Source organism: Bradyrhizobium sp. WYCCWR15520, assembly GCF_056174665.1.
Window position 1 is genome coordinate 1 of sequence record NZ_JBWBWM010000088.1, and the last position, 12,324, is coordinate 12,324.

Below are 12,324 nucleotides of genomic sequence, written 5' to 3' on the forward strand. Positions count from 1 at the left end.
TGTAGCCGGAGGGGGAACGGGCGACATCGCCACGCGTCTTGGCCGGTGGCCACCGGCCAAGACGCTAAGTCGCTTCCATCGCACAAATCTTGGCCGTGCAGATACAAGGGGGTACAGGTCTATCGATAGAGCTCACTCGCTGAGAGAGCCCCTCACCCCCACCCTCTCCCCGCAAGAGCGGGGCGAGGGAGAAGAGACACCGCCTCATCCGTCAATTCGCTCCCGCCACCTTCGCCTTGCTCCCCGTGGCCGCAAGGACGTCGCGCACCAGATCGAACACGCCGTCGCCTTCCGGCGGCCAGTTCGGCGAACGGCCGAGCCGGACGATCACCAGCCGTTCAGACGGCACGACGATCACATACTGCCCGATCGTGCCCTTGGCGAAAAATGCATCGCGCGGCCAGCCGCGCTCGATGCGGTAGGTCGCGCCAAAGCTTTCGCCCAAATTCGTCCAGAATCCCGCGCCCTGGCCGACCCAGGCGTTCGGCGTCGGGGTCGCCGAATACTTCACCCATCCTTCGGGAAGGATGCGTTTTCCGCCGGCCGTGCCGTCATTGAGATAGAGCTGGCCGAAACGCGCCCAGTCGCGCGCGCTCGCCAGCAATTGGCTCGACGCTTCCGCATTGCCCGAGGCGTCGAATTCGAGGGTTACATTGCGCATGCCGAGCAGTTCGAACAATTCCTGCCGCGCAAAACCCATCATATGCGCCGCGCTGCCGCCGGTTGCCTGGCGGATCAGATGACTTAGGATGACGGTGTTGCCATCATGATAATTCCATGCCGCGCCCGGCGCGGTCTCCAGCGGCATGCTCTCCGCATAGGCGGCCATGTCGGGCTCCATGAATTTCATGCGGTTGACCGGCTCGAGCGCGGACGCCAGCGAGGCCTGCAGCGAACTGCCGAGATTGAGCCCCGCGGTGTGACGCAGCAGATGATCGAGCGTGATGGCGCGTCTTGGATCATCAGGCTTTTGCCACGCTGCGATCGGCACGGGCTCGTGCAGCTTCAGCGCGCGCTTGCGCACGAGGATGCCGGCCAATGCCGAGATCACCGATTTGGTGGCGGAGAAGCCGAGCAGCGGCGTGTCGATGCCGATGCCGTCGGCATAACGCTCGGCAACGACGCGCCCGTCCTTCAGGACCACGATCGCCCGCGTATTGCGTGGCGTCGATCTGTCCGGCTCGGCGAAAGCGCGGTCGAGCGCGGCAGCGAGTTGCGGCACTTGCGGCTCAACAATGGCGCGGCCAGCGATGTCAGGCAGCACCGCGGGCTTGGCCTCCGATGGCGCCAATGCGATGTCGGCAACCGCGCTCCCATGATCGAGATAGCAGCCGAGGCCTTCGCCGCGGTAGACGGCGTGGCTCCGGCCCAGGCCGAACAGCGTCACTGTGACGTCCTTGCGCGCGCGGTCGACGCGATAGTCCAGCGCCCAGGAGATCAGCCCGGCGCCCGGCATAGCGGATGTGGTCTCGGCGAACACCCGATCCGGATCGAGGCCGGAGACGAAGGTCTCGGTGCAGACCACGCTGGCGACAAAGCCGGTCGCGACTTTTGGCACGTCGCGGGCGCGGGCCGCCGACAGCGCGAGCGCGCTCAGTGCCGTTGTGGTGGCTAAGATGAGGATGAGATTTCGTCGTTTCACGAGGGGCCTCCGGCATTACGCATCAGCGCGTTGCCGAGGAGGATGGAGAAGCGGCCGCCGCCTGCTCGCCGGATTTGGAATTCGCGCTGGCCGAAAGCTCAACGCGCCTCGCCGATTCCAAAATTCAATAGTAATAACAGTATGATGGTGGCTATGCCGGGCGGGCCTTCAGCCGGCGATACTCAGTCGGCGTGACGCCGGTGATCGCCTTGAAGGCGCGGTTGAAGGGCCCAAGCGACTGGAAGCCGGCGTCCATTGCAATCGTAATCACGGGGACTTCGACCTGGTTCGGATCGGCAAGCGCGGCCTTGGCCTCCGCGATCCGGTGCTCGTTGAGGAAGACATTGAAGTTGCGATAGCCGAGCCGCTGGTTGATCAGCCGCCGCAGCCGGTATTCGGGGATCCCGAGCTTGGTCGCTAGCGTGCCGATGGTGACGTTGTCGTGGCGGTAGATGCGCTCGTCTGACATCAGGCGCATCAGTGCGTCGATCAGCTTCTGATCTGCGCCGGATCCGACCACGGCCGCTTCGCCGGCATCGGCCTGAATCTCGATCGCAGCCGGAAACAGATCAGCGCCATCGACCCGCATCATCGCAATCGATATCGCTGCGACCACGACGGCCAGCGCCGCGGAGTTCAGCGTATTCGCGATCTCGACTCCGCCGCCACCGGACAGCGATATCTGCAGCATCGCGTTCAGCCCGCCATACAGCGCCGCCGCACTGACGATGACGACACGGACGCGGCGGCGGCTCTCGACCAGATCCGATGACCATGACGCGATGGTTTGCCCGACCGCGAGCCCGATGAATCCCAGCGCCAGCAGATTGATCGCAATGATCGCTGCTCTCACGCCGGAGGCCGGCGCCAGCCACATGCAATTGACGAAACTGAACGCCGTGACCGCCGCCCAGACCAGCGCATGCCACCAGCGCAGCTTGAACGTCTCCTCGAACAGTGCGCGCGTGAACAGCCAGAACACTACGACATTGCCGGTCGACAGCGCGATCACGGGTGCATGCGCCGCCGATACAGGCGACGTCGCGCCGATCGACGAAGTCACCGCATGCGCGGCCGCCCCCAAGGCAAAGGCCGCCGCCAGCCGCCCGGCCAGCACCGTCCCAAAGCCGCGATACAGCGACACCGCCAGTACCAGCAGCAGCGCCACGGTGGCGCCGCGCAAGGCGATGTCGATGGTGGAAAGCAGCATTTGGATGGTCCATTGGTGCGGGTCATTCCCGCGCAGTCAATCTAGTGAGAGTCGTTCCGTGGTTCAATTTCCGCCGATCAGCCCTTCCAGTTGCCCCGCGACGTCACCCAGCGCTCATTGATCTTGCCGGACAGATCGACGTCTCCATCCCTCCTCGCTCCCAGCCGTCGGGCGACGGCTTGCGACCGCGCGTTGGAGGATTCGATGCAATGAATGATCTCGTCGATCTCGAAAGTCGAAAACACCCAGTCGATCGACGCCCGCGCCGCCTCTATCGCGTAACCCTTGCCGCGGTATTCCTTGTCGATACCCCAGCCGACCTCAAACCCCGGCCATCCTGGCGGGCACCACGGCCCGACGCGGCCGATATAACGGCGGCTCGATTTTTCCTCGACGGCGAACATGCCAAAACCATGCAGCGCCCAATGGCCCGAGATCACGGCGGCGTTGCGCCATCCGCCGATCTCGGTTGTGATCGCCCTGCCGTCGGGCGTGATGTAGCGTGCGGTATCGGGATCGGACAGCATTGCCGTATTCGCTGATATGTCGTCGCTGCGCCATGGACGCAGGATCAGGCGCGCGGTCTCGATGACGGGACCGTCGACGCGCAGCAATCTGGCGCCGGGCTTGAGCGGAGGGATCATGGGTTTCCTGCCTCTGCCTTATTGTTCCCTATCCACGTGCTTACCGTCGTCATTGCCTGCGAAAAACGCAAGCGTTGGCGCAAGGGAGCGCAGCGACGACTTGTCCGCCGTAGCTCGAAGAGCGAAGGCGGAAGCAATCCATCTCTCGGCAAGCGGCGCTATGGATTGCTTCGCTGGCGCTCGCAATGACGTGGGGATACCGTTGCCCCGTAGTCCATCCCGCAATTGCTGTTATAATCGCACAAAAGACCAAGGAGCCCCCATGAGCTGGCAACCCTCCAACGATCCCGTGCTCGGCGATCCCAAGACCTGCGACGCCCTCGACCTCATCATCGTGCCGCGCACCCGCGATCTCGGCGATGGATTTGCGGTGCGGCGCGCGCTGCCGCATGGCAAGCGGCAGATGGTCGGGCCCTTCATCTTCTTCGATCATTTCGGCCCGGTGCAGTTCATGGCCGGCAAGGGCATGGACGTGCGGCCGCATCCGCATATCGGGCTTGCCACCGTTACCTATCTGTTCGACGGCTCGATCATGCATCGTGACAGCGAGGGCAACATCCAGGAGATCCAGCCCGGCGCGATGAACCTGATGACGGCGGGGCGCGGCATCGCGCATTCCGAACGCACGCCCGATGTGCAGCGCCGCGACGGCCAGAAGATGCTGGGCCTGCAGAGCTGGATCGCGCTGCCGGCCGGATCGGAGGAAATCGCGCCGTCGTTCCAGCATTACGCCGCCGAGGCGCTGCCGACCGTCAAGGAGAGCGGCTTCACCGCACGCATTATCGCAGGCAGCGGCTTTGGCGTGAAATCGCCGGTCAGCATGGTATCGCCATGGTTCTATACCGAGGTGACGGCGCAGGCCGGCACCACCGTGCCGCTCGATCCTGACCATGAGGAGCGCGCGATCTATCTGGTCGACGGTGAGGTCGAAATCGCGAGCGAGCGCTACGAGGGGCCGCGGCTGCTGATCTTTCGGCCTGGCGACCGCATCAGCGTCAAGGCGGTGAGGCCGACGCGGATGATGTTTCTGGGCGGCGACGCGCTGGAAGGCCCGCGCCACATCTGGTGGAATTTCGTTTCCTCCAGCAAGGAGCGGATCGAGCAGGCCAAACAGGACTGGAAAACCGGCCGGTTTGCCGCCGTTCCGCAAGAACATGAGTTCATTCCGCTGCCGGAGTGAGCTATTGCTCCGCTTTCCTGTTTCGGCACGCGCTTGCGCGCGTGCCTGTTCGAAAGCCTGACCGAATGAACACGATGCTCGCCAGCGATTTGCCCCTGCCCCGGATCGGTCGCGGCAAGGTACGCGATATCTATGCCGTCGGCAGCGATTGCGTGCTGCTGCTCACCACCGACCGCATCAGCGCGTTCGACGTGGTGATGGCGGAAACCATTCCAATGAAGGGCGCGGTGCTGACGCAGATCAGCGCGTGGTGGTTCCGCCAGCTCGAAGGCGTGGTGCCGCACCACATGATCAGCGCCGACGCCGACGAAATCATCCGCAAGGTGCCCGCGCTGAAGGACCATCGCGCCGACATTCTCGGGCGCGCGATGCTGTGCCGGCGCACTACCGTCTTCCCCGTCGAATGCGTGATCCGCGGCTATATCTCGGGCTCGGCCTGGAAGGAATATGCGGCGTCCGGCACGCTCGCCGGCGAGCAGCTCGAAGCCGGCCTTGTGGAAAGCGAGAAGCTGGGCGCGCCGATCTTCAGTCCGGCGACCAAGGCCGAGACCGGCCATGACGAGAACATCACGGTGGCACGGGTGCGCGAAATTTTGGGCAATGACGTCGCCGAGAAGCTCGAGAGCATGGCGCGCACGGTCTATAATTTCGGCGAACGGATCGCCCGTCACCAGGGCATCATCATCGCCGACACCAAGTTCGAGTTCGGCCGCGCGGCGGATGACCGCATCATTCTGATCGACGAGGTGATGACGCCGGACTCGTCGCGGTTCTGGGCAGCCGACGTCTACAAGCCCGGCCGGCCGCAACCCTCCTTCGACAAGCAGCCGCTCCGCGACTACCTCGACGCCGAGCGCCGCGCCGGCCGCTGGAATGGCGACGCCCCGCCCCCGCCGCTGCCCGAGAGCGTGGTGGATGCGACCAGCAAGCGCTATCTCGAGGCGTATCGGCGGGTGACGGGGGATGAGCTGACTATTTAAGTCGTCATTGCGCGCGCGGTAGCCTCAACGCACGGCGCGCCTCTGACGCGGTTAGGTCACTTGCCGCACCGCCATTCCCGATGCCAAGCTGGCTCCCATAACAACAACAGGGAGCGCCCCATGACCGAAGCCGATTCCGTCCTCGTCGAACGCAACGGCCCCGTGACCATCGTTTCCATCAACCGCCCGCATTGCCGCAACGCCGTCGATGGCGCGACTGCGCGGAAACTTTACGATGCGTTCCTGGCCTTCGATGCCGACGAGAGCGCATCCGTTGCGGTGTTCGCCGGCACCGGCGGTTATTTCTGCGCGGGAGCCGACCTCAAGGCGGTGGCGGCGGGCGATCCCAACAAGAAGCGCGAGCTTGGCGGCCATGACTCGATTGCGCCGATGGGGCCGAGCCGCTTGCGACTGTCGAAGCCGGTGATCGCGGCGGTCGAAGGCTTTGCGGTGGCCGGCGGGATGGAGCTTGCGCTGTGGGCCGATATGCGCGTGGTCGCGGAAGACGCCACCTTCGGCATCTTCTGTCGCCGCTTCGGCGTGCCGCTGATCGATCTCGGCACCATCCGACTGCCGCGGCTGATCGGCCATTCGCAGGCGATCGATCTGATCCTCACCGGCCGCCCGGTCGGCGCGCAGGAGGCGCTGCGGATGGGGCTGGCCAATCGCGTCGTCGGCCGGGGCGAAGCCGTCGCGCACGCGATCGCCTTGGCACGGGAGATCGCGCGCTTCCCGCAAACTTGCCTGCGCGCCGACCGCCTGTCGGCACTGCAGCAATGGGACTTTGCGGAGGAAGACGCCATCGCCAACGAAATGCGCGGCGGGCTGAAAGTGATCGCCTCGGGCGAAACGCTGTCGGGCGCGACGCGGTTCGCTTCGGGCGTGGGCCGTCACGGCGCGTTTGCCGGCGACGCGAGCGATTGAGGCGAGCTGTCGTCCCCGCTTTCGCGGGGACGCCGATGGATAGACGCTACACCCCGGCCATCATCACGTATTTGATCTCGACATATTCCTCCATGCCGTGATGCGAGCCTTCACGCCCGAGGCCGGATTCCTTGACGCCGCCGAAGGGCGCGACTTCGGTCGTGATCAGGCCGGTGTTGACGCCGACCATGCCTGATTCCAGCGCTTCAGCGACGCGCCAGACTCTTCCGAGATCGCGGGAGTAGAAGTAGGAGGCAAGGCCAAACGGCGAGTTGTTGCACATCGCGATCACGTCGGCCTCGTCCTTGAAGCGGAACACCGGCGCCAGCGGGCCGAATGTCTCCTCATGCGCTACCAGCGCATCCGGCTTCACGTTCGACAGCACGGTCGGCTCGAAGAAGCTGCCGCCGAGCGCATGGCGCTTGCCGCCGGTGACAATCTTGGCGCCGCCCTTCACCGCGTCAGCGATATGCTTCTCGACCTTGTCGACGGCTTCCATGTTGATCAGTGGGCCCTGCACAACGCCCTGCTCCGTGCCGTCGCCGATCTTCATCGCCGCGACCTTCTTCGACAGTTTCTCGACGAACTGATCGTAGATCTTGTCCTGGGCGTAGATGCGGTTGGCGCAGACGCAGGTCTGGCCCATGTTGCGATACTTGGAGACGATGGCGCCCTCCACCGCCGCGTCGATATCGGCGTCGTCGAACACCACAAACGGCGCGTTGCCGCCGAGCTCGAGGCCGAGCTTCTTCACGCCCACTGAAGCCTGCTGGTAGAGGATTTTCCCGACTTCGGTCGAGCCGGTGAAGCCGACGAAACGCACGGCGGGATGTTCGCACAGCACCTTGCCGATCGCCGACGAGTTGCCGGTGAGAATGTTGAACACGCCCTTGGGCACGCCGGCCTTTTCGGCCAGCGCGACCAGCGCCAACGCGGTCAGCGGTGTTTCATTGGCAGGCTTGAGCACGACGGTGCAACCGGCCGCAAGCGCCGGCGACACTTTGCGCGTGATCATCGAACACGGGAAATTCCACGGCGTGATCGCACCGCAGACGCCGATCGGCTGCTTGATCGCGAGCAGCCGCGCATCCGGCCGTTGCGTCGGGATGGTTTCGCCGTAGACGCGACGGGCTTCTTCCGCAAAAAATTCGACATAGGCGCCGCCGATATCGACCTCGCCGAGCGCTTCGGCCAGCGGCTTGCCCTGCTCGGAGGTGAGGATCAGCGCGAGGTCCTCGCGGTTCGCAGCGATCAGCTCGAACCATTTTCGCAAAATGTTGGAGCGCTGCTTGGCGGTGTGCTTGGCCCAGGATGGGAAGGCGCGTTCGGCGGCTTCGACGGCTTGGGTCGCTTCCGCCGTGCTGAACGCTGGTACCTTTGCCAGTTCCACGCCATTGACCGGGTTGGTGACCGGGCGCGATGGCGTGCCGACCCAGGCGCCGTCGATGTAGCAGCGATCGCGCAGCAGCGAGGGGTCTTTGAGGCGGTCGTGCAGTGAGGGCTGGGAGGATTGGGCGCGTGCGGCGACGGGTGGGTTCATGGCATACTCCTCGGATTTTCTTAGGGTTGATCCGAGTATAGGCCTGTACCATCGGCAAAGCATCGGCCGCAGACGCGGGTCTGCTTCAACGAATGTTGAGGGGGCACGTCATTCCGGGGCGATGCGCAGCATCGAACCCGGAATCTCGAGATTCCGGGTCTGGTGCTAGCGCACCATCCCGGAATGACGACCTCAGCCACGCCTCGGAATGACGGCCTCCTTACGCCGCGCCGCTCATATAGGTTTCGCGGCGGCCGATCATGCGTTGCGCCGCCGCTTTCGCATCGGCCTTCGAGGAGGTCGCGCAGGTCCGGTATTCGAGATCGGGCAGTTTGGCGGTATCGCGACGGCCGAACCAGGATTTGGAGCCGACCGCAAGCTGCGCCAGCGCCTGGGCGACGTTGTCGACCGCCTCGAACGAGTGCAGCGCGCCTGTGCCGGCGTAGCGAACTTCATAAAGCCCGGGGGTAATCGGCGCCTCGATGTTCTCGCCCCGTCCGGGACGGGGATACCGCTTCCATTCACTCCAAGTCGAAATCATTGCGCACCTTTGCGACAGGCTGAAATTGAGACAATTTTGGTCAATTTGGACCAGCCAACGCGCAACGTTTGTGCTGGAATTTGAACGCTTTACTGCAAAAAATCGGCGGCGGGAATCGTGGCGAAATCACGATATCGTGGATGGTGAATCCGGTCACGACCATTGCCCGTCTTCCACCGCAGAATGCGGTGGGGTGTTGCCTTTGTGCCGGATGGCCCCGCAAGAACCTGCCCAAACGCATTTTAGCTTTCATCGCCCATCACGAGATCGCGACATTGCCTGCGGCCGTCCGCTCCCGCTTGCGGGATCAAGTGGCCGGGAGGAAGATCGTTCCACTTCCATAAGAAACATAGCGGGAGGTGACCCATGCAAAGCAAGGCCGCGATCGATCAGGTTCTGCGTCAGAAGTGCGAGGCAAAGGAAATTCCCGGCGTGGTCGCGATGGCGGCCAGCGGAAGCGAGGTGATCTACCAGGGCGCGTTCGGCAAGCGCGACCTCGGCAAGGACGACGACATGACCGCGGACAGCGTGTTCTGGATCGCCTCCATGACCAAGGCGATTACGTGCGCCGCCGGCATGCAGCTCGTCGAGCAGGGCAAGCTCTCGCTCGATGAACCGATCGGCAAGCTCCTGCCCGATCTCGCCTCCCCGCAGGTGCTGGAAGGCTTTGACGCCAGCGGCGAGCCGAAACTGCGCCCGGCCACGAAGCCAATTACGCTGCGGCATCTCATGACGCACACCGCCGGCTTCTGCTACGACGTGTGGAACGGCGACATGGGCAAATACATGGAGAAGACCGGCACCCCGGCCATCTTCTCCTGCCTGAACGCCGCGCTGAAGGCGCCGATCATGTCCGATCCCGGCACGCGTTGGGAATATGGCATCAACATCGATTTCGTCGGCAAGGCGGTGGAAGCTGCGAGCGGCAAGCGGCTCGATGCTTACCTGCGCGACCACATGTTCGCGCCGCTCGGCATGAACGACATCGGCTTCAAGATCACGGACTCCCAGCGCCAGCGGCTGGTCGGCATGCATGCGCGCGGTGAGGACGGATCGCTGGCGCCAATCCCGTTCGAGCTGGAACAGAATCCGGAATTCCACATGGGTGGCGGCGGCCTCTACGGCACGGCGGCCGACTACATCAAGTTCACCCAGATGATCCTCAACAAGGGCCGCGGCAACGGCAACCAGGTGCTGAAGCCCGAGACCGTCGCACTGATGGGCCAGAACCACATCGGCGATCTCTCCATGGGCAAGATGGTGACGATGGCGCCGGTCTACACCAACGATGTCGATCTCTATCCGGACATCGTGAAGAAGTGGGGCCTCTCCTTCATGATCAACACCGCCAAGACAGCGGAGGGCCGCAGCGCCGGCAGCCTGGCCTGGGCCGGCCTCGCCAACACCTATTTCTGGATCGACCCGGCCCGCAACGTCGCCGGCGTGATCCTGATGCAGCTGTTGCCGTTCGCCGACGGCAAGGCGCTGGAAGCTTTTGCGGGATTCGAGCGCGGGGTTTATGCCGGGCTCGATGCGGGGCAGAAGGCGGCGTAAGGAGCATCTGTTAGAGACCGTCATTGCGAGCGAAGCGAAGCAATCCATCGCACCACAAAAAGGAAGAATGAATTGCTTCGTCGCTTCAGCGCAAAATTGCTTTGCAATTTGTCGCGAGCTCCTCGCAATGACGACGCGGATTTAGCGCCTCGATCCCACAGCACGCATGCCCGACGCATGGAGGAGTACACTTGACCGACACCCTCAACAGCTACGTCTCCGGCACCGCCGACGCGCCGCTACTCGGCGACACCATCGGGCGCTGCCTTGATCAGGCCGCCGCGCGCTGGGAGAAGCGCGAGGCGCTGGTTTCGCCAAGCCATGATGTGCGCTGGACATGGAAGGAATTCGCCTGCCACGTCGACGCGCTGGCGGCGGGTTTTCTTGCGCTCGGGCTGGAGCGCGGCGCGCGGATCGGGGTGTGGTCGCTGAACCGACCGGAATGGACGCTGACACAATTCGCCGCCGCCAAGGCCGGGCTCATTCTTGTCACCATCAATCCGGCCTACCGTTTGAGCGAGCTCGAATTCGCGCTGGCCAAGGTCGGCTGCGCGGCGATCGTTACTGCGACGGCGTTCAAGACCTCCAACTACATGGAGATGCTGAACACGCTGCTGCCGGAGCTGGCGACCTCGCGGCCGGGCGAACTGAAGTCGGCACGGCTACCGCAGCTGCGCGCGGTGATCCAGATCGGCGGGCCGAAATGTCCGGGCACGATCGCGTTCGAGGACGTGGCGCAAATGGGCGGCACGCGGCATCGCGAGCAACTTTCCGAGCTATCGAAGACGCTGCAGTTCGATGATGCGGTGAATATCCAGTTCACCAGCGGCACCACGGGTTCGCCGAAGGGCGTGACGCTGACGCACCACAACATCCTCAACAACGGCTATTTTGTCGGCCGCGCGATGCGGCTGACGGAAAAGGACCGCATCTGCATTCCTGTGCCGCTCTATCACTGCTTTGGCATGGTGATGGGCAATCTCGCTTCGGTCACACTCGGCGCGACCATGGTCTACCCCGGCGAAGGCTTCGATCCGCTGGCGACCCTGCAGACCATCGAAAAGGAAAAATGCACCGCGCTGTACGGCGTGCCGACCATGTTCATCGCTGAGCTCGATCATCCCGAGTTTGCGCGTTTCAATCTGAAATCGCTGCGCACCGGCATCATGGCGGGCGCGCCCTGCCCGATCGAGGTGATGAAGCGCGTCAACAACGAGATGAACATGGGCGAGGTCACCATCGCCTATGGTATGACCGAAACCTCGCCGGTCAGCTTCCAGAGTTCGACCGACGATCCGCTGGAGCGGCGGGTATCGACCGTCGGGCGCATCCATCCGCACGTCGAAGTCAAGGTCGTCGATCTCGAGGGACGCGTGGTGCCGCGGGGGATGCGCGGTGAACTCTGCACCCGCGGCTACAGCGTCATGCTAGGCTATTGGGACGAGGCGGAAAAGACCGCCGACGTGCTCGACGCCAATGGGTGGATGCACACCGGCGACATCGCCATCATCGATACCGAGGGTTATTGCAATATCGTTGGCCGCATCAAGGACATGGTGATTCGCGGCGGCGAGAACCTCTATCCCAGAGAGATCGAGGAATTCCTGTATCGCCACCCGAAAATCCAGGACGTGCAGATTTTCGGCGTGGCGGATGATCGCTATGGCGAAGAGCTGTGCGCCTGGATCCGGACCCGACCGGGCGAGACGCTCACTGCCGAGGAAGTCCGCGCGTTCTGCCAGGGCCAGATCGCCCACAACAAGATCCCGCGCTACGTCGAGTTCGTCGACGAGTTTCCGATGACCGTGACCGGGAAGATCCAGAAGTTCCTGATGCGGGAAGCGGTGGAAGCGAAGCTGGGATTGAAGGCGGCGAAGACGGCGTGACGGGAAAGAGATTGCCGTCAAGCATGGCGCGCGCCTCATAATTTCAAACAGCCCGCGCTAGCCTCAGAAGTAACCTCGCCCCGCTCTTCGCGGGGCGAGGTCGGCGCGCAGCGCCGGGTGAGCGACTATCTGGTTTGTCAAGTTGCATTGGCATACGCGGTTCGCGCGTCGCGAGCTTTTGCGTTGAGCCTGACGAGGAGCTTGCGGGCAAGGGCAATGCGAA

The 12,324-nt window shown here is 63.8% G+C and carries 10 protein-coding genes; 5 read left to right on the forward strand and 5 right to left on the reverse strand.

All coding sequences use genetic code 11. From position 1 onward, the window contains the following. Window positions 1-211 precede the first annotated feature (211 nt). The 3 genes from AC0QUY_RS41185 to AC0QUY_RS41195 form a co-directional block, all read right to left on the reverse strand. The gene (locus AC0QUY_RS41185) at window positions 212-1,642 is read right to left on the reverse strand and encodes a serine hydrolase domain-containing protein (RefSeq protein WP_475391614.1); all 1,431 of its coding nucleotides are present in this window, start codon (window positions 1,640-1,642) and stop codon (window positions 212-214) included. Between the two features lie 151 nt (window positions 1,643-1,793). Continuing rightward, window positions 1,794-2,852, reverse strand: a complete 1,059-nt coding sequence (locus AC0QUY_RS41190; protein ID WP_161851143.1) for a helix-turn-helix domain-containing protein — start codon at window positions 2,850-2,852, stop codon at window positions 1,794-1,796. Window positions 2,853-2,929: 77 nt separating this feature from the next. Further along, complete coding sequence (locus AC0QUY_RS41195) at window positions 2,930-3,496, reverse strand: GNAT family N-acetyltransferase (protein WP_161851142.1); 567 nt, start codon at window positions 3,494-3,496, stop codon at window positions 2,930-2,932. A gap of 262 nt (window positions 3,497-3,758) precedes the next feature. Here AC0QUY_RS41195 and AC0QUY_RS41200 point away from each other — a divergent pair, with 262 nt between their 5' ends. The 3 genes from AC0QUY_RS41200 (at window position 3,759) to AC0QUY_RS41210 (ending at window position 6,580) form a co-directional block, all read left to right on the forward strand. Then, on the forward strand, window positions 3,759-4,676 hold the full coding sequence (locus AC0QUY_RS41200) for a pirin family protein (protein ID WP_475391616.1): 918 nt from the start codon (window positions 3,759-3,761) through the stop codon (window positions 4,674-4,676). 65 nt (window positions 4,677-4,741) lie between these two features. Further along, entirely contained in the window at window positions 4,742-5,656 is a 915-nt protein-coding gene (locus AC0QUY_RS41205; protein WP_475391618.1) for a phosphoribosylaminoimidazolesuccinocarboxamide synthase, read from the forward strand. A gap of 120 nt (window positions 5,657-5,776) precedes the next feature. Then, the gene (locus AC0QUY_RS41210; RefSeq protein WP_475391619.1) at window positions 5,777-6,580 is read left to right on the forward strand and encodes a crotonase/enoyl-CoA hydratase family protein; all 804 of its coding nucleotides are present in this window, start codon (window positions 5,777-5,779) and stop codon (window positions 6,578-6,580) included. 46 nt (window positions 6,581-6,626) lie between these two features. Here the strand turns inward: AC0QUY_RS41210 and AC0QUY_RS41215 are convergent, their stop codons facing one another. Together AC0QUY_RS41215 and AC0QUY_RS41220 are read right to left on the reverse strand one after the other, a co-directional pair. Next, the gene (locus AC0QUY_RS41215) at window positions 6,627-8,120 is read right to left on the reverse strand and encodes an NAD-dependent succinate-semialdehyde dehydrogenase (protein WP_161851138.1); all 1,494 of its coding nucleotides are present in this window, start codon (window positions 8,118-8,120) and stop codon (window positions 6,627-6,629) included. A gap of 220 nt (window positions 8,121-8,340) precedes the next feature. Continuing rightward, on the reverse strand, window positions 8,341-8,661 hold the full coding sequence (locus AC0QUY_RS41220; RefSeq protein ID WP_065726288.1) for a hypothetical protein: 321 nt from the start codon (window positions 8,659-8,661) through the stop codon (window positions 8,341-8,343). Window positions 8,662-9,027: 366 nt separating this feature from the next. Here AC0QUY_RS41220 and AC0QUY_RS41225 point away from each other — a divergent pair, with 366 nt between their 5' ends. Together AC0QUY_RS41225 and AC0QUY_RS41230 are read left to right on the forward strand one after the other, a co-directional pair. Then, entirely contained in the window at window positions 9,028-10,215 is a 1,188-nt protein-coding gene (locus tag AC0QUY_RS41225; protein ID WP_475391621.1) for a serine hydrolase domain-containing protein, read from the forward strand. A gap of 191 nt (window positions 10,216-10,406) precedes the next feature. Next, window positions 10,407-12,101, forward strand: a complete 1,695-nt coding sequence (locus tag AC0QUY_RS41230) for an AMP-binding protein (protein WP_475391623.1) — start codon at window positions 10,407-10,409, stop codon at window positions 12,099-12,101. Window positions 12,102-12,324: the final 223 nt, after the last annotated feature.